Annotated in this window: 9 protein-coding genes, 5 tRNA genes, 3 rRNA genes and 3 pseudogenes; 1 reads left to right on the forward strand and 19 read right to left on the reverse strand. The window is 50.7% G+C overall.

Annotation, left to right across the window (positions count from 1 at the left end):
* Positions 1-315 precede the first annotated feature (315 nt).
* The 9 genes and pseudogenes from rplA to O3W44_RS11580 form a co-directional block, all read right to left on the reverse strand.
* Positions 316-1,019 (reverse strand): annotated as a pseudogene (gene rplA / locus O3W44_RS11540) (50S ribosomal protein L1).
* Positions 1,020-1,022: 3 nt separating this feature from the next.
* On the reverse strand, positions 1,023-1,451 hold the full coding sequence (gene rplK, locus O3W44_RS11545; protein WP_013507401.1) for a 50S ribosomal protein L11: 429 nt from the start codon (positions 1,449-1,451) through the stop codon (positions 1,023-1,025).
* A 151-nt stretch (positions 1,452-1,602) separates the two neighbouring features.
* Positions 1,603-2,148 (reverse strand): transcription termination/antitermination protein NusG, encoded by a 546-nt coding sequence (gene nusG, locus O3W44_RS11550; RefSeq protein WP_012439920.1) that lies wholly within the window; start codon positions 2,146-2,148, stop codon positions 1,603-1,605.
* Position 2,149: 1 nt separating this feature from the next.
* Positions 2,150-2,533: a preprotein translocase subunit SecE gene (secE, locus tag O3W44_RS11555; protein ID WP_269293186.1), complete on the reverse strand. Its 384-nt coding sequence runs from the start codon at positions 2,531-2,533 to the stop codon at positions 2,150-2,152.
* A 229-nt stretch (positions 2,534-2,762) separates the two neighbouring features.
* Complete coding sequence (tuf, locus tag O3W44_RS11560; protein WP_269293187.1) at positions 2,763-3,947, reverse strand: elongation factor Tu; 1,185 nt, start codon at positions 3,945-3,947, stop codon at positions 2,763-2,765.
* A gap of 109 nt (positions 3,948-4,056) precedes the next feature.
* Positions 4,057-4,132, reverse strand: a tRNA-Thr gene (locus O3W44_RS11565).
* Positions 4,133-4,137: 5 nt separating this feature from the next.
* Positions 4,138-4,212: transfer RNA gene (locus O3W44_RS11570), tRNA-Gly, on the reverse strand.
* A 193-nt stretch (positions 4,213-4,405) separates the two neighbouring features.
* Positions 4,406-4,490: transfer RNA gene (locus O3W44_RS11575), tRNA-Tyr, on the reverse strand.
* Positions 4,491-4,497: 7 nt separating this feature from the next.
* A tRNA-Thr gene (locus tag O3W44_RS11580) sits at positions 4,498-4,573 on the reverse strand.
* Positions 4,574-5,236: 663 nt separating this feature from the next.
* Between O3W44_RS11580 and coaA the strand changes: the two genes are divergently transcribed.
* Positions 5,237-6,184: a type I pantothenate kinase gene (coaA, locus tag O3W44_RS11585; RefSeq protein ID WP_269293188.1), complete on the forward strand. Its 948-nt coding sequence runs from the start codon at positions 5,237-5,239 to the stop codon at positions 6,182-6,184.
* Between the two features lie 48 nt (positions 6,185-6,232).
* Here the strand turns inward: coaA and birA are convergent, their stop codons facing one another.
* The 10 genes and pseudogenes from birA to pepQ all read right to left on the reverse strand — a co-directional run bounded on the left by birA (position 6,233) and on the right by pepQ (position 17,789).
* Positions 6,233-7,192, reverse strand: coding sequence for a bifunctional biotin--[acetyl-CoA-carboxylase] ligase/biotin operon repressor BirA (birA, locus tag O3W44_RS11590; RefSeq protein WP_269293189.1), 960 nt, complete (start codon positions 7,190-7,192; stop codon positions 6,233-6,235).
* Positions 7,189-8,226, reverse strand: a complete 1,038-nt coding sequence (gene murB, locus O3W44_RS11595) for a UDP-N-acetylmuramate dehydrogenase (protein WP_269293190.1) — start codon at positions 8,224-8,226, stop codon at positions 7,189-7,191. The genes birA and murB overlap by 4 nt, the downstream gene beginning before the upstream one ends.
* A gap of 147 nt (positions 8,227-8,373) precedes the next feature.
* Positions 8,374-8,489: ribosomal RNA gene (rrf, locus tag O3W44_RS11600) — 5S ribosomal RNA — on the reverse strand.
* Between the two features lie 85 nt (positions 8,490-8,574).
* Positions 8,575-11,477, reverse strand: a 23S ribosomal RNA gene (locus O3W44_RS11605).
* Between the two features lie 215 nt (positions 11,478-11,692).
* Positions 11,693-11,768 (reverse strand) — tRNA-Glu (locus O3W44_RS11610).
* A gap of 86 nt (positions 11,769-11,854) precedes the next feature.
* Positions 11,855-13,397, reverse strand: a 16S ribosomal RNA gene (locus O3W44_RS11615).
* The 16S, 23S and 5S rRNA genes sit together here with 1 tRNA gene alongside, the layout of an rRNA operon.
* A gap of 406 nt (positions 13,398-13,803) precedes the next feature.
* Positions 13,804-14,340: a menaquinone-dependent protoporphyrinogen IX dehydrogenase gene (gene hemG / locus O3W44_RS11620; RefSeq protein ID WP_269294428.1), complete on the reverse strand. Its 537-nt coding sequence runs from the start codon at positions 14,338-14,340 to the stop codon at positions 13,804-13,806.
* 19 nt (positions 14,341-14,359) lie between these two features.
* Positions 14,360-15,809 (reverse strand): annotated as a pseudogene (trkH, locus tag O3W44_RS11625) (Trk system potassium transporter TrkH).
* Positions 15,810-15,841: 32 nt separating this feature from the next.
* Positions 15,842-16,458, reverse strand: a pseudogene (locus O3W44_RS11630) (IMPACT family protein).
* Complete coding sequence (gene pepQ, locus O3W44_RS11635; RefSeq protein ID WP_269293191.1) at positions 16,458-17,789, reverse strand: Xaa-Pro dipeptidase; 1,332 nt, start codon at positions 17,787-17,789, stop codon at positions 16,458-16,460. Before pepQ ends, O3W44_RS11630 begins: the two are co-directional and overlap by 1 nt.
* Positions 17,790-17,945: the final 156 nt, after the last annotated feature.

Genomic DNA, 17,945 nt, shown 5'->3' on the forward strand with positions numbered 1-17,945 from the left:
TTCACCTGTTAACCCAAAGGAAATCAGGCGCTATTACACGGTGAGCAGAATCCAGCTAAGAAAAAATTCTTTTGGTTCTGTCACCGTCTACGCAGGGGATTAAGCGTTACATCCGAAAATGTGCAGCTCCTGCGGTCTTGGACGGAGGCCAGGATAAGGCCTGGCTCCAACCTAAATTCTTGTCTACGCGTCTTTTTTGATATGCGGCGCCAATAGTCGCCATGCTGCAATCGCGCTCGCTCGCGTAGAAGTCTGCATTAGCAGAACAACGGGCGTAAGATTCTAGGTGAATTTTTCGCCCGTTTCAAGCAACAATTAGTTTGCTGCTGCGTTCAGACCAGCCTGGTCGATGGCAACGCCAGCGCCCATGGTGGTAGAAAGGCTAACTTTCTTGATGTACACGCCCTTCGCCTGAGATGGTTTCGCTTTTTCAGCGCAACCAGCAAGGATTCCAGGTTTTCTTTCAGTTTGTCAGCGTCAAAGTCCACTTTACCAATGGTGGTGTGGATGATGCCGTTTTTGTCGTTACGATAACGAACCTGACCTGCTTTAGCGTTCTTAACCGCTTCAGCAACGTTAGGCGTTACAGTACCCACTTTCGGGTTTGGCATCAGGCCACGTGGACCCAGAACCTGGCCCAACTGGCCAACAACGCGCATTGCATCTGGAGAAGCAATAACAACGTCAAAGTTCATTTCGCCTTTTTTGATCTGATCTGCCAGATCTTCCATACCTACCAGCTCAGCGCCAGCCGCTTTAGCAGCTTCAGCGTTTGCGCCTTGGGTAAAGACAGCAACGCGTACTGAACGGCCAGTACCGTGTGGCAGCACAGTTGCGCCACGCACGTTCTGATCTGATTTACGTGCGTCGATGCCGAGGTTAACAGCAACGTCAACGCTTTCTACGAATTTAGCGGTAGCCAGTTCTTTCAGCAGAGCAACAGCTTCGTTGATGTCATACTGTTTAGTCGCGTCCACTTTGTCACGGATCACGCTCATGCGCTTGGTCAGCTTAGCCATTTCTTAGTCCTCTACTACCAGGCCCATGGAACGAGCAGTACCTTCGATTGAGCGAGTCATCGCTTCAACGTCAGCACCAGTCATGTCCGCAGCTTTGGTTTCTGCGATTTCACGTACCTGAGCACGGGTTACTTTACCGACTTTGTCTTTGTTCGGCTTACCAGAACCAGACTTAATGCCAGCTGCTTTTTTCAGCAGAACGGCAGCAGGAGGCGTTTTGGTAACGAAGGTGAAAGAACGGTCGCTGTATACGGTAATAACAACTGGAGTCGGCAGACCTTTCTCTAAAGATTCGGTCTTAGCGTTGAACGCTTTGCAGAATTCCATGATGTTAACACCCTGCTGACCCAGAGCTGGACCAACCGGTGGACTTGGGTTTGCCATACCAGCCGCTACCTGCAGCTTGACATAGGCTTGTACTTTCTTAGCCATGATATTTCCTCTAATGGGTTATAACGCCTGAACAGACAGGCTCCCCGTGATAACGATTTACACGCTGATCACAGCGCATAAAAACAAAAGGCGCGAAATTGTATTGAAATTTCGCGCCTGCTGCAAGAGCTAAATTGTGAACAGTGGAGGGTTAACCTTTCTCCACCTGACCGAAGTCCAGTTCAACCGGTGTTGCGCGTCCAAAAATAGAAACAGACACTTTCAGGCGGCTCTTCTCGTAATCCACCTCTTCTACAACACCGTTAAAGTCAGCAAACGGGCCATCATTAACACGGACCATTTCACCTGGTTCGAACAGCGTTTTCGGACGCGGCTTGTCACCCACCTGTTGCAGGCGGTTCATAATCGCATCGACTTCTTTATCGCTGATTGGTGCTGGACGGTCTGATGTACCACCAATGAAACCCATTACGCGCGGAACGCTGCGTACAAGGTGCCAGCTGGCGTCATTCATCACCATTTGAACTAAAACGTAACCGGGGAAAAACTTGCGTTCGCTTTTACGACGCTGGCCACCACGAATCTCAACCACCTCTTCGGTTGGAACCATGACATCACCAAACAGTTCTTCCATGTTGTGCAATTTGATGTGCTCACGCAGCGACTGTGCTACGCGGCCTTCAAAACCGGAAAACGCCTGCACGACGTACCAGCGTTTTTTTGGAGCTTCAGACATCTCAGAACCTCAGGCCAGTGATAAACGATACCAGACGGACCAGAATACCATCCAGCCCCCACAAAATCAGTGACATCACGGCGGTAACCGCGGCAACGATTAACGTGGTGTGCAGCGTTTCCTGGCGAGTCGGCCAAATGACCTTACGCATTTCGGTTCTTGCTTCACGTGCAAAAGCCACGGTCGCTTTGCCTTTGGTCGTCAAAAGCGCAATGCCGCCAGCCGCCGCGATCAGCACAACCACAGCCAGCGCACGCAGAGGTAATGTCACGTCGCGATAATAGTAATTACCCACGATTGCTGCGAGTAACAATACAGCTACGCCCAGCCACTTTACCGCTTCCAGGCCGCGCCCGCTCCCTTGAGCTTCGGTATTCGCACTCATAAACCAACCTGCCACAATAATTCAGGAACTATTCTGCCCCGCAATGCGAGGCATCCAAACCGAATGAGCTTTTGGGGCGTAACTCGGTATTTAACGCCGCATAACAGAGCCTGTCTCAGCAATGATTATGATCGAAAATCACTGATGAGCCAGGTTCTATAAAACAGCGTGCAAAAAGGGCATCAAATGATGCCCTTTCCGTGTGCATTGCGTCAAACGTTATCGATAATTAAGCGATAACTTTAGCAACAACACCCGCACCAACGGTACGGCCGCCTTCGCGGATTGCGAAGCGCAGACCTTCGTCCATTGCGATTGGGTGGATCAGGGTAACAACCATTTTGATGTTGTCGCCCGGCATTACCATCTCAACGCCTTCTGGCAGCTCTACTGAGCCGGTCACGTCAGTTGTACGGAAGTAGAACTGTGGACGGTAGCCTTTGAAGAACGGAGTATGACGGCCACCTTCGTCTTTAGACAGAACGTAAACTTCTGACTCGAACTGAGTGTGTGGCTTGATGGTGCCTGGCTTAGCCAGAACCTGACCACGCTGGATATCTTCACGCTTGATACCACGCAGCAGAACACCACAGTTCTCGCCTGCCTGACCCTGGTCCAGCAGTTTGCGGAACATTTCAACGCCAGTACAGGTTGATTTCGCAGTGGCTTTGATACCCACGATTTCAACTTCGTCGCCGACTTTAACAATGCCGCGCTCAACACGACCGGTCACAACGGTACCACGACCAGAGATTGAGAACACGTCTTCGATTGGCAGCAGGAACGGCATATCGATAGCACGAACTGGATCTGGGATGTAGTTATCCAGATGGTCAGCCAGTTCAACGATTTTTGCTTCCCACTCAGCTTCGCCTTCCAGTGCTTTCAGCGCAGAACCACGAACAATTGGGGTGTCGTCGCCTGGGAAGTCGTACTGAGACAGCAGGTCACGCACTTCCATCTCAACCAGTTCCAGCAGCTCTTCGTCATCAACCATGTCACACTTGTTCAGGAACACGATGATGTAAGGAACGCCAACCTGACGACCCAGCAGGATGTGCTCACGGGTCTGCGGCATTGGGCCGTCAGTCGCAGCAACAACCAGGATAGCACCGTCCATCTGCGCAGCACCGGTGATCATGTTTTTCACGTAGTCGGCGTGGCCTGGGCAGTCAACGTGTGCGTAGTGACGGCTCGGGGTTTCGTACTCAACGTGAGCGGTATTGATGGTAATACCACGCGCTTTTTCTTCAGGAGTGCTGTCAATCTGATCGAATGCACGAGCCTGACCACCGTTAGTTTTTGCTAAAACGGTAGTAATTGCTGCAGTCAGGGTGGTTTTACCGTGGTCAACGTGACCGATGGTGCCCACGTTTACGTGCAGTTTGTTACGTTGAAATTGCTCTTTAGCCATCGCTTGTCCCTCTAAGACACGGATATATCAAAGATATCATGACATTAACCAGGCAGTGCCTGACTGCAAGTAAATTACAGAGAGAAAATCAGGAGGGAGATAAAGGAAGTGGTGCTGATACCCAGAGTCGAACTGGGGACCTCACCCTTACCAAGGGTGCGCTCTACCAACTGAGCCATATCAGCACATCTGGAGCGGGCAGCGGGAATCGAACCCGCATCATCAGCTTGGAAGGCTGAGGTAATAGCCATTATACGATGCCCGCATCCTGGAACTCGGCTACCTGTTCTTTCTGTAGCTTGTGAATAATAAGAGAAGTTCCCCTATTATTCTTAGCCTGCCAGCGAAGCTGGCCGACATTGATTGCGCTATTGCACAATCTGAATTCAGGGTGAGAAGAAGTGACTCACCTGACAGATAAACTGATTGTTTACCTGTTCTCAACTTCTTTGTTGAGATGGTGGTGGGAGAAGGATTCGAACCTTCGAAGTCTGTGACGGCAGATTTACAGTCTGCTCCCTTTGGCCGCTCGGGAATCCCACCTACTTGATGGTGCCGGCTACCGGAATCGAACTGGTGACCTACTGATTACAAGTCAGTTGCTCTACCAACTGAGCTAAGCCGGCATCAAGTGACGCGCATTCTAGGAAGGTCGGCTGCAGGATGCAACAAAAAAATCGCAGAAATTGTTCTATCGCTTACTATTTGTGCAAATCATCGCAATTTAGCATTTTCTTGCGGAAAAAATGCTCAGAGATGTACTTTTTTTCAGCGTATAAAGAATCATAACGCTTTAGGCTTAAAGCGAATTGCGAGGCGGTTAGTGACAAATGAGGCGCAAAAATTTTCAGGATTAGTTGCATTACAGGTATCAATGAGGTGTCGAGCAGGAGGTCAGCACTTTGCAAAAACGGTTTTGGTTAAAATTCTTTCGACAGTGCCATACAACAGAGGCGGAACGAGCAAGCCATAACAGGCGGTAAGAAAACTGCCCGGATACTTTGATTACCGTAATCCCTTATTACACAGACAGGCTTTTGAACGTCTGACAAGCGTTACGGTGTGCGTTTAATCCCAAATTACTGAGACTTATCAAAATTGCGGGCGCGCCGACGAAAGCACAAACGTACTTATCTTTTTGCTTCTTTTGAAAGCTATACTGGTGATACCCTCCAATCCATTGTTCCCAATAATAACCCTGTGAGCAGCAATTCATTCTTAGGCTGTACCAAAATGCTTTTGACTTATAAAGCATGACGGAATGAAAACTTACTGCCAGAAGCACGCTTATGGATAAAACAACACCCCTTACGACACCTTACTTGCAGTTCACGCGTAAACAGTGGGCTATGCTGCGCAATTCTGTTCCGATGACTTTATCAGAAGAAGAAATTGCGCAACTAAAAGGGATTAATGAGGATCTTTCTCTGGAAGAAGTCGCTGAGATTTATTTGCCTCTTTCGCGTTTGCTAAACTTTTATATCAGTTCCAATTTGCGTCGTCAGGCTGTGCTGGAACAATTTTTAGGAACCAATGGGCAGAAAATCCCTTACATAATCAGTATTGCGGGTAGCGTAGCAGTTGGTAAGAGTACTACTGCTCGTGTATTGCAGGCCTTACTCAGTCGCTGGCCAGAACACCGTAAAGTCGAGCTCATCACCACGGATGGCTTTCTTCACCCAAACGCGGTATTAAAAGAACGCGGCTTGATGAAGAAGAAAGGCTTTCCACAATCGTATGATATGCACCGCCTGGTTAAATTTGTGTCTGATTTGAAGTCAGGTGCTGGTCAGGTAACGGCACCGGTTTACTCTCACCTGATTTATGATGTGGTTCCTGACGGCGATAAAGTTGTGCAGCAGCCAGATATACTAATTTTGGAAGGATTAAATGTCCTGCAAAGTGGCATGGATTATCCGCACGATCCTCACCATGTATTTGTTTCTGATTTTGTAGACTTCTCTATATATGTGGATGCTGCGGAAGATTTATTACAGAGATGGTATATCAATCGTTTCCTGAAATTCCGTCAGGGCGCATTTACCGATCCTGACTCGTACTTTCATCATTATGCTCAACTCTCTGAACAGGAAGCGATCGAAACGGCAAGCAACCTGTGGAAAGAGATCAACTGGCTGAATTTAAAAGAAAATATCCTGCCAACAAGAGAGCGCGCAAGCTTAATTATGACAAAAAGTGGCAATCATGCTGTTGATAAAGTCCGACTGCGCAAATAAATTCTATGATGAAATAAAAAAGCCTGCTTATTAGCAGGCTTTTTTACATTAATTTGGTCTTAACGATATTTCGCCGCCAACCCACGATTTAATTTCGCCATCTTGTTCCAGCATTAAACCGCCTCGATCATCAACCCCTCGCGCAATGCCGTGAATTTCCCTGTCACCAATCAACAATTTAACCGGACGGTTCATGAAATTATCTAACGCTGCCCAACGCTCTATGAAGGGTTTTAAACCATCACGTTCAAAGACGGGTAAGGCGGTACGTAAGCTGTTAATCAGTCTGGCAGCTAACTCGTTACGATCAATCTCAACATCAGCTTCCTGCAAATTAATCCATCCTTGATTGATCTGAGCGGCTTCTGCAGAGCGCATGGCGAGATTGATACCTGCCCCCATGACGATTTGCGCGGCATCGCCTGTTTTTCCCGTTAGCTCAACTAAAATACCTGCAAGTTTACGGTCATTAAGATAAAGATCGTTTGGCCATTTTACCCGGACTTTTTCAGCCCCGAGCGATTGCAGCGTCTCTGCCATAACAATACCAATCACCAGGCTTAATCCCATCGCGGCGGCAGGCCCTTGCTCTAAACGCCAATACATCGACATATAGAGATTGGCACCAAAAGGAGAAAACCACTGGCGCCCTCGTCTGCCACGCCCTGCTTGTTGATATTCAGCAATGCAGGCATCGCCAGAACTTAACTCATTCATTCGATCCAGTAAGTACTGATTTGTTGAATCAATAACCGGGATGACAGCCAGATTGGGTGTATCCAGCTTTGACAGAATGATGTCTTTGTCTAATAACTGGACTGGTGCGGGCAAGCTATAACCCTTGCCTGTGACGGTAAAGACGTCCAGCCCCCACGTTTTAAGCGTCTGGATATGCTTATTAATCGCCGCCCGGCTCATGCCTAACATCTCGCCAAGCTGTTCACCAGAGTGAAATTCGCCGTCAGATAAAGCTTCTACCAGTTTTAGCGGTACGCTATGGTCTTTCATGAAATTACCTCAACCGCATTGCATTCGCCCTGGGCCTTAATAAATCGCACTTCTGGCTCAAGCCATACATCAAATTTTTCGCCGACCTGGGCACGCACTTCTCTGGCCAGTGCAACAAAGTCTTGTGGCGTCGCATTTTCAGCATTAATGAGTACCAATGCTTGCTGTTGATGCACTGCTGCGCCCCCTATCCGCAACCCCTTTAGCTGGCACCGATCAATTAACCACCCCGCAGCTAATTTAACCTCACCTGAAGGTTGTGGATAATGCGGCATATCAGAAAAACGAGCTAATAACTCTGCGGCTTGTTCATGAGGGATCACCGGGTTTTTGAAAAAACTTCCAACATTGCCTGTTATTGCTGGATCAGGAAGTTTACTTTGGCGCATCGTACATACAGCGTTAAAAACTTCCCAGGCTGTGACGGTGGCAGGATTTAACGTCTTTAAATCGCCATATGTTAAGACAGGATGCCACTGCTTACTCAGGCTGAATCCTACCGCCACGATGGCATAGCCAGACTGATACTGGTGCTTGAAAATGCTGTCACGATAAGCGAACTGGCATTCGTCACGATGAAGCCGCTCAATATTGCCGTTGTGCAAATTAAGCACATCTACATAAGCGCAAACATCTTTTAACTCAACACCGTATGCTCCGATATTTTGAATCGGTGCTGAGCCAACCATGCCGGGTATTAAAGCCAGATTTTCTAATCCTGTAATGCCTTTTTCCAGCGTCGTTTTGACCAGTTGATGCCAGTTTTCCCCTGCACCTACATGTAATTTCCAGGCTTCAACGTCCTCATCGATCTTGATACCTTTAATACGGTTGAGTACCACGGTGCCGGCGAAATTTTCTAAGAGAAGAACATTGCTTCCTTCACCTAAAATCAGAAATGGAGAATCTTTCATACGGCTTGATTGCCAGGCCTCTAAAATAGCGTTGGGCGTTTCGGCAATAGTGCGCGTTTGAGTGCTGACATCAAGACCAAGCGTGTTGTCGGCTTTTAAGGAAGGAGACTGGCTAGACATTTAACGGCCTTAACTGATTAATCTGCGTGTAGTTTACCGCATCAGTAAAAGGTTTTTGGGGTGAATTTGTAGACTAAGGCATAAAATATACCAATCTGCAGACGTAAAAAAGCCCCCTGCAGACGCAGGGGGCTTTTTCTGTTGGATGCCTGGCAGTTCCCTACTCTCGCATGGGGAGGCCCCACACTACCATCGGCGCTACGGCGTTTCACTTCTGAGTTCGGCATGGGGTCAGGTGGGACCACCGCGCTAGTGCCGCCAGGCAAATTCTGTCTCCGCGCCGCCCGCAGGCCGCGCAGAATTATCCGTCACAAGCTGAAAGTCTCTCAAAAACGCCTCTGGCGTTGTAAGGTTAAGCCTCACGGGTCATTAGTACCGGTTAGCTCAACGCATCGCTGCGCTTACACACCCGGCCTATCAACGTCGTCGTCTTCAACGTCCCTTCAGGACCCTCGAGGGGTCAGGGAAAACTCATCTCGGGGCAAGTTTCGTGCTTAGATGCTTTCAGCACTTATCTCTTCCGCACTTAGCTACCGGGCAGTGCCATTGGCATGACAACCCGAACACCAGCGGTGCGTTCACTCCGGTCCTCTCGTACTAGGAGCAACCCCCTCAGTTTTCCAGCGCCCACGGCAGATAGGGACCGAACTGTCTCACGACGTTCTAAACCCAGCTCGCGTACCACTTTAAACGGCGAACAGCCGTACCCTTGGGACCTACTTCAGCCCCAGGATGTGATGAGCCGACATCGAGGTGCCAAACACCGCCGTCGATATGAACTCTTGGGCGGTATCAGCCTGTTATCCCCGGAGTACCTTTTATCCGTTGAGCGATGGCCCTTCCATTCAGAACCACCGGATCACTATGACCTGCTTTCGCACCTGCTCGCGCCGTCACGCTCGCAGTCAAGCCAGCTTATGCCATTGCACTAACCTCACGATGTCCGACCGTGATTAGCTGACCTTCGTGCTCCTCCGTTACGCTTTGGGAGGAGACCGCCCCAGTCAAACTACCCACCAGACACTGTCCGCAGCCCGGATCACGGGCCCACGTTAGAACATCAAACGTTAAAGGGTGGTATTTCAAGGTTGGCTCCACGCGGACTGGCGTCCGCGCTTCAAAGCCTCCCACCTATCCTACACATCAAGGCTCAATGTTCAGTGTCAAGCTGTAGTAAAGGTTCACGGGGTCTTTCCGTCTTGCCGCGGGTACACTGCATCTTCACAGCGAGTTCAATTTCACTGAGTCTCGGGTGGAGACAGCCTGGCCATCATTACGCCATTCGTGCAGGTCGGAACTTACCCGACAAGGAATTTCGCTACCTTAGGACCGTTATAGTTACGGCCGCCGTTTACCGGGGCTTCGATCAAGAGCTTCTCCTTGCGGATAACCCCATCAATTAACCTTCCGGCACCGGGCAGGCGTCACACCGTATACGTCCACTTTCGTGTTTGCACAGTGCTGTGTTTTTAATAAACAGTTGCAGCCAGCTGGTATCTTCGACTGGCTTCGGCTCCGGGAGCAAGTCCCCTCACCTACGCGCCAGCGTGCCTTCTCCCGAAGTTACGGCACCATTTTGCCTAGTTCCTTCACCCGAGTTCTCTCAAGCGCCTTGGTATTCTCTACCTGACCACCTGTGTCGGTTTGGGGTACGATTTCGTGTTACCTGATGCTTAGAGGCTTTTCCTGGAAGCAGGGTATCAGTCACTTCAGCTCCGTGGAGCCTCGTCGTCACGCCTCAGCCTTGATTATCCGGATTTGCCTGGATAACCAGCCTACACGCTTAAACCGGGACGACCGTCGCCCGGCTGACCTAACCTTCTCCGTCCCCCCTTCGCAGTAACACCAAGTACAGGAATATTAACCTGTTTCCCATCGACTACGCCTTTCGGCCTCGCCTTAGGGGTCGACTCACCCTGCCCCGATTAACGTTGGACAGGAACCCTTGGTCTTCCGGCGAGCGGGCTTTTCACCCGCTTTATCGTTACTTATGTCAGCATTCGCACTTCTGATACCTCCAGCGGCCCTCACGGACCACCTTCTGCGGCTTACAGAACGCTCCCCTACCCAGCAACGCTAAGCGTCGCTGCCGCAGCTTCGGTGCATGGTTTAGCCCCGTTACATCTTCCGCGCAGGCCGACTCGACCAGTGAGCTATTACGCTTTCTTTAAATGATGGCTGCTTCTAAGCCAACATCCTGGCTGTCTGTGCCTTCCCACATCGTTTCCCACTTAACCATGACTTCGGGACCTTAGCTGGCGGTCTGGGTTGTTTCCCTCTTCACGACGGACGTTAGCACCCGCCGTGTGTCTCCCGTGATAACATTCTCCGGTATTCGCAGTTTGCATCGGGTTGGTAAGCCGGGATGGCCCCCTAGCCGAAACAGTGCTCTACCCCCGGAGATGAGTTCACGAGGCGCTACCTAAATAGCTTTCGGGGAGAACCAGCTATCTCCCGGTTTGATTGGCCTTTCACCCCCAGCCACAGGTCATCCGCTAATTTTTCAACATTAGTCGGTTCGGTCCTCCAGTTAGTGTTACCCAACCTTCAACCTGCCCATGGCTAGATCACCGGGTTTCGGGTCTATACCCTGCAACTTAACGCCCAGTTAAGACTCGGTTTCCCTGCGGCTCCCCTATACGGTTAACCTTGCTACAGAATATAAGTCGCTGACCCATTATACAAAAGGTACGCAGTCACACCCACAAGGGTGCTCCCACTGCTTGTACGTACACGGTTTCAGGTTCTGTTTCACTCCCCTCGCCGGGGTTCTTTTCGCCTTTCCCTCACGGTACTGGTTCACTATCGGTCAGTCAGGAGTATTTAGCCTTGGAGGATGGTCCCCCCGTGTTCAGACAGGATACCACGTGTCCCGCCTTACTCATCGAGCTCACAGCTCATGCACTTTTGTGTACGGGAGTGTCACCCTGTACCCTGCGCCTTTCCAGACGCTTCCACTAGTGCACAAGCTGATTCAGGCTCTGGGCTGCTCCCCGTTCGCTCGCCGCTACTGGGGGAATCTCGGTTGATTTCTTTTCCTCGGGGTACTTAGATGTTTCAGTTCCCCCGGTTCGCCTTGCAGCACTATGTATTCATGCTGCAATGATGCACTGAGTGCACCGGGTTTCCCCATTCGGACATCGCCGGCTGTAGCGGTTCATATCACCTTACCGGCGCTTTACGCAGATTAGCACGTCCTTCATCGCCTCTGACTGCCAGGGCATCCACCGTGTACGCTTAGTCGCTTAACCTCACAACCCACAGGCGTTTTGCAACGCGTGCAGACTGCAAGCATTTGAGAGACTCGTCCGCATCGCTGTGCCACTCCCTGTTACGGAGAAATGGCGCGACGCGTCGTTTCAATTTTCAGCTTGTTCCGGATTGTTAAAGAGCAAATATCTTAAACATGACTCGTAAGTCATCTTTAAGATACGTGGGCAACACCTTTCACCTGTCACCAAGCAAGTGGCGTCCCCTAGGGGATTCGAACCCCTGTTACCGCCGTGAAAGGGCGGTGTCCTGGGCCTCTAGACGAAGGGGACACTGAAGTCTGCTTCGCAAGACGCCTTGCTCATTACTTTTCTATCAGACAATCTGTGTGAGCACTTCGCGGGAAGGTATCTTCAGGTAAGGAGGTGATCCAACCGCAGGTTCCCCTACGGTTACCTTGTTACGACTTCACCCCAGTCATGAATCACAAAGTGGTAAGCGCCCTCCCGAGGGTTAAGCTACCTACTTCTTTTGCAACCCACTCCCATGGTGTGACGGGCGGTGTGTACAAGGCCCGGGAACGTATTCACCGTGGCGTTCTGATCCACGATTACTAGCGATTCCGACTTCACGGAGTCGAGTTGCAGACTCCGATCCGGACTACGACGCACTTTATGAGGTCCGCTTGCTCTCGCGAGGTCGCTTCTCTTTGTATGCGCCATTGTAGCACGTGTGTAGCCCTACTCGTAAGGGCCATGATGACTTGACGTCATCCCCACCTTCCTCCGGTTTATCACCGGCAGTCTCCTTTGAGTTCCCGACCGAATCGCTGGCAACAAAGGATAAGGGTTGCGCTCGTTGCGGGACTTAACCCAACATTTCACAACACGAGCTGACGACAGCCATGCAGCACCTGTCTCACGGTTCCCGAAGGCACTCAGGCATCTCTGCCTGATTCCGTGGATGTCAAGAGTAGGTAAGGTTCTTCGCGTTGCATCGAATTAAACCACATGCTCCACCGCTTGTGCGGGCCCCCGTCAATTCATTTGAGTTTTAACCTTGCGGCCGTACTCCCCAGGCGGTCGACTTAACGCGTTAGCTCCGGAAGCCACGCCTCAAGGGCACAACCTCCAAGTCGACATCGTTTACGGCGTGGACTACCAGGGTATCTAATCCTGTTTGCTCCCCACGCTTTCGCACCTGAGCGTCAGTCTTCGTCCAGGGGGCCGCCTTCGCCACCGGTATTCCTCCAGATCTCTACGCATTTCACCGCTACACCTGGAATTCTACCCCCCTCTACGAGACTCAAGCCTGCCAGTTTCAAATGCAGTTCCCAGGTTAAGCCCGGGGATTTCACATCTGACTTAACAGACCGCCTGCGTGCGCTTTACGCCCAGTAATTCCGATTAACGCTTGCACCCTCCGTATTACCGCGGCTGCTGGCACGGAGTTAGCCGGTGCTTCTTCTGCGGGTAACGTCAATGACAAGGCGTATTAAACCTCATCCCTTCCTCCCCGCTGAAAGTACTTTACAACCCGAAGGCCTTCTTCATACACGCGGCATGGCTGCATCAGGCTTGCGCCCATTGTGCAATATTCCCCACTGCTGCCTCCCGTAGGAGTCTGGACCGTGTCTCAGTTCCAGTGTGGCTGGTCATCCTCTCAGACCAGCTAGGGATCGTCGCCTAGGTGGGCCGTTACCCCGCCTACTAGCTAATCCCATCTGGGTTCATCCGATGGTGTGAGGCCCGAAGGTCCCCCACTTTGGTCTTGCGACGTTATGCGGTATTAGCCACCGTTTCCAGTGGTTATCCCCCTCCATCGGGCAGATCCCCAGACATTACTCACCCGTCCGCCACTCGTCACCCAAAGAGCAAGCTCCTCCTGTGCTACCGTCCGACTTGCATGTGTTAGGCCTGCCGCCAGCGTTCAATCTGAGCCATGATCAAACTCTTCAATTTAAAGTTTGATTTGCTTCAACCCGTGAAGCGATGCTCTGTGAATTAAACTTCGTAATGAATTACGTGTTCACCCAGCAGAGACTTGATATTTTTTACGTCCGGAGACGCTGATATCAATCCTGCGAGTGCCCACACAGATTGTCTGATAAATTGTTAAAGAGCAGTGCGACCAGCGGGTTAACCGTCTGTCGCGAGGTGGCGTATATTACGCTAACCTCCTTCAGAGTCAACTTCTTTTTTCGAAGTTTTTCTCCGGCGGCTCAGTCTCCTGAACCTCCCGACCCGTCATCCCGTAAGCCGGTGTGCCGTGTCAGTGGAGGCGCATTATAGGGAGTTCCTGCGGGCTGACAAGGCTTTATTGCAAAAAAATTACTGTTCGATTTAAATTTCATCAAATCGGGTTATTTCACCGCAATTTGCCTGACAATTGAGCAAATTCCCGAGCAAAACGCGCCACCTGGTCCCAGTCGGTATATTCAACTTCTTTACTTGAATCAGTTTCGCCGCCTGTCATGCGCATAATCAACTGAATCATGATGCGATCGAACCAGCGATAGCGCGGATAACGCAATGCTCCTGCAAACACGGCGCAACAGTCAGGCTGCCAGGGCGACTGCTGAAGAAACTTAGCAGTATAGGCATTTGTCTCAGGTGATCGCTTTTCAGGTTTACGTGCTGTCAGGTTAACAGAGAAGAAGCCACTCGCACGTTGCTTGAGTTCATGTAAATGCTGCGTTACGAACTCCGCAACCGCTGGATGGTAATGTCCATAGCGAATCGATGCGCCAATCAGAACACGATCGTACTGCGTCCAGTCCAGAGTTTTCACCTCTGAGATATTGAATACATCGCAAGGCAACGTCCCGTTCAGTTCTTTTGCTATATAGGAAGCGATTTTTTGCGTTTGCCCGTCGCGGCTGGAAAAAAGAATCAGTGCTTTCATCATTAGCATCCTTAGTTAATCACTCTCGCCAGAAAGTGGGGGTGAATAACACCAGCAGCGTAAACACTTCAAGACGACCAAACAGCATAGTAGAAATCAATATCCACTTAGCGATATCGTTCATAGAGGTAAAATTGTCTGCCACCACACCCAGACCCGGACCGAGGTTATTCAGCGTAGCCGCAACCGCAGCAAAAGCGGAGAAGTCATCGACCCCCGTTGCGATGATGGCCAGCATGCTAACCAGAAATACCAGCGCATAAGCGGAGAAAAAGCCCCATACCGCTTCTAAAATGCGTTCGGGCAGTGCACGATTGCCCAGCTTGATGGTGTAAACCGCATTGGGATGGACTAACCGTTTAAGTTCACGGTTACCTTGTTTGCATAATAACAAGATGCGAATCACTTTTAAGCCACCCCCGGTCGAGCCGGCACAGCCACCAATAAAAGCAGAACAGAGAAGCAGCACCGGTAAAAAAAGAGGCCAACGCGCAATGCTATCGGTAGTGAATCCGGCCGTTGTGGCCATTGAGACAACCTGGAAAAAGCCTGATTCAGTGTTTGCCAGCCGCTGGCATAGACATTATGGAACCACAGGACCAGCGTACAGATCAGCACCAGCGTGAGCTGCACACCAATAAACATGCGAAACTCAGGATCGCGCCAGTAAACACGCAGATTTCTGCCGCTCAGCAGTGAAAAGTGCAAACCGTAATTACAGCCAGAAATCAGCAAAAAAATCGCAACGATAGTATTAATCGTTCCACTGTTGAAGTAACCGAGGCTGGCATCGTGAGTTGAAAACCCGCCGATTGCGATAGTTGAAAAACTGTGGCCAATAGCGTCAAACATCGGCATACCCGCCAGCCACAAAGCCACCGCACAGGCGATGGTCAGTAAGACATAAATCAGCCACAAGGTTTTAGCCGTTTCAGCAATACGCGGCCGCATTTTATTGTCTTTCAACGGACCCGGCATCTCGGCGCGGTACAGCTGCATTCCCCCACGCCCAGTATCGGTAAAATGGCTACCGCCAACACAATGATCCCCATCCCGCCGAGCCATTGCAGCATCTGCCGGTAGAACAGAATTGCTTTAGGTAGAGAATCGAGTCCCACCAGCGTCGTTGCACCGGTCGTGGTGAGCCCTGAAAAAGATTCAAAGAAAGCATCGGTAACAGAAAGATGGGGTTGTTCAGCAAAGACGAAGGGCATAGCACCAACGCTACCCAGCACTGTCCAAAAAAGCACAACAATAAGAAAGCCTTCTCGCGGTTTCAGTTCGGTCTTTTGCTTGCGGTTCGGCCACCACAACAGTGAACCAATTACCAGCGCCATCATAAATGTCTGGCTAAAAGCACGGCCAGCACCGTCGCGATAAATCAGTGCAACAAGTCCGGGCAAAATCATTGTGACCGAAAAGAGGATCACCAGCAGACCGACAATGCGGGTAATGGCGCGAAAATGCATTCAGCCGTTCCTTTAATATAAGAATGAGTAGATCAAGGGGTGAGCAGGACCAGCGTTAACATGCCCCGACTAAAGTCTGACAGATTTTGTCGGAAACCGTCGATTTGCCCAAAAGGAATCGCCAGCGTCAGCGAGATGCGATCAAGATATTGGCTCTCTGTAATTTTGCCATCATAGCGTTGTACTAACCGCTCGATATCGCTGAGCTGAGCATAATCACACAGCAATGAAAACTGTTGCATTGGCACTTTACGCATGCGGGCCAGCTGTTTAAGCCCTTGCTGCACGCCGCCGCCATAGGCTTTTACCAGGCCACCGGTTCCTAACATAATGCCGCCGTAATAGCGCACAACTACCGCCGTGATTTCACCGATTCCGGCACCCATTAGCTGGGCCAGCATCGGTTTGCCTGCCGTGCCGGACGGTTCACCGTCATCAGAAAAACCGAGTTGTTGTGAATCATTCGGCGCACCTGCAACCCACGCCCAGCAATGATGGCGCGCGTCAGGATGGTCATTTTTCACTTGCTGTACAAAAGCGCGCGCCGCTTCCACGCCGTCGGTATGCGCCAGCAGTGTGACGAAGCGGCTTTTTTAATCGTCTCCTCACTGATGCTCAGCGCATCAGCAGGAATATCGAAAGCGTCCATCAGGCCAGATGCAAATCACGTGTCATGTTTTCAATGCGGTTCGCGTGAATCACCACATTATCCTCAATACGAATACCGCTATAAGGTTGCAACGCTTCAAGTGCCTGCCAGTTGATGTGCTGGCTGAATTTTCCTGCACGTAACGGCGCCAAAAGAGACTCAATAATGTAGAACCCCGGTTCGATGGTTAACACCATGCCTGGCTCCAGTACGCGGGTACAGCGCAGATAAGGATACTGCGACGGCGCGGCGAGATGGGTTCCACTGTCATCCTGCATAAATCCGGCAACGTCATGAACCTGCAAACCGAGCGGATGGCCCAAACCATGTGGCATAAACGGCCCCGTAATATCCTCTGCCACCAGGGCCTCTTCGCTCAAACCCTGAACCAGATCGAACTTCAGCAACAGCCTGGCGATGCGCTGATGCATTTGCAGATGATAATCGGTGTAACGCACACCCGTTTTTAGCGTAGCGATCAGCGCCAGCTCTTCCGCATTCATCGCATCCACCATGCTGGCGTACAATGAGCCGCTCTGTGCAGCGTAGCTGCGCGTTAAATCAGCGGCATAGCCGAGATACTCTGCCCCCGCGTCAATCAAAAAGCTATGACGTTTCGCCGGTGGCTGATGATCCAGTTTGGTGTAGTGCAGCACCGCAGCGTGTTCATTTAACGCGATGATGTTGCCATAGGGCACATCGGTGTCACGATGACCCGTTGCCGTCAGGTAAGCCTGGTTAATATCAAACTCGCTCAGACCTGCAGAAAAGGCTTCCTTCGCGGCGCGATGTCCTGCAACTGCCAGCTTTTGTGCCTCACGCATACAAGCCAGTTCATAGTCTGTTTTGATACTGCGATGGTAATGCAGGAAATCAATTACCGCTTTCGGGTTGATATTACCCGCGGGAATGCCTAACTGTGCAGCTCGCTCAACCACCGGACCGATATAAGCCACATTGTCGCGCTGTGCAGGCAGCAATTGCGCAATCTCTTCCGCTTTTGTCAGGCCTGCCACCTCGACATCATCTGTCCAGAAGCTGTCTGGCAATGGCTCAACGTTATGCCAGTAATCCACTGGCGAATAGAACCACAGCTTCGGTTTGTTTACGCCATCGATCCAGAGCCAACAGTTCGGCACTTGCGTCACCGGAACCCAGGCTTTGAATTGCGGATTCACTTTAAAAGGATAGTGATGATCATCCAGAAACACCGTCAGCAATTCGCCAGAATGGATCAGCATTGCATCAAGCTTATTACGCGCCAGCACCTGCTGCGCCCGTTGTTGTAAGGTAGCGATATGCGCGTGATACAAGGTTTTCAGTGAATCCATTGACGTTTCTCCAGTGGCTCGAAATGGCGGCAGTTTAGCACAGCCGCAAAAGGGATGCCGTGTTCAGGACAGCTGTGATCTTGTTAGCAAATAACCAAAGTCTCGTTTGCAAAAAAATAACAACACTCCCACACTCTCGATCATCTGGTATGACCA

This window comes from Pantoea sp. LMR881 (assembly GCF_027157825.1).
GTDB lineage: Bacteria > Pseudomonadota > Gammaproteobacteria > Enterobacterales > Enterobacteriaceae > Pantoea > Pantoea haifensis.

What these genes read in the sequence shown, in the direction of transcription:
- murB (WP_269293190.1), bottom strand. Translation starts at nt 8,226, where the DNA reads ATGTCTAGCCAGTCTCCTTCCTTAAAAGCCGACAACACGCTTGGTCTT.
- pepQ (WP_269293191.1), bottom strand. Translation starts at nt 17,789, where the DNA reads ATGGATTCACTGAAAACCTTGTATCACGCGCATATCGCTACCTTACAA.
- coaA (WP_269293188.1), top strand. Translation starts at nt 5,237, where the DNA reads ATGGATAAAACAACACCCCTTACGACACCTTACTTGCAGTTCACGCGT.
- rplK (WP_013507401.1), bottom strand. Translation starts at nt 1,451, where the DNA reads ATGGCTAAGAAAGTACAAGCCTATGTCAAGCTGCAGGTAGCGGCTGGT.
- tuf (WP_269293187.1), bottom strand. Translation starts at nt 3,947, where the DNA reads ATGGCTAAAGAGCAATTTCAACGTAACAAACTGCACGTAAACGTGGGC.
- hemG (WP_269294428.1), bottom strand. Translation starts at nt 14,340, where the DNA reads ATGAAAGCACTGATTCTTTTTTCCAGCCGCGACGGGCAAACGCAAAAA.
- nusG (WP_012439920.1), bottom strand. Translation starts at nt 2,148, where the DNA reads ATGTCTGAAGCTCCAAAAAAACGCTGGTACGTCGTGCAGGCGTTTTCC.
- birA (WP_269293189.1), bottom strand. Translation starts at nt 7,192, where the DNA reads ATGAAAGACCATAGCGTACCGCTAAAACTGGTAGAAGCTTTATCTGAC.
- secE (WP_269293186.1), bottom strand. Translation starts at nt 2,533, where the DNA reads ATGAGTGCGAATACCGAAGCTCAAGGGAGCGGGCGCGGCCTGGAAGCG.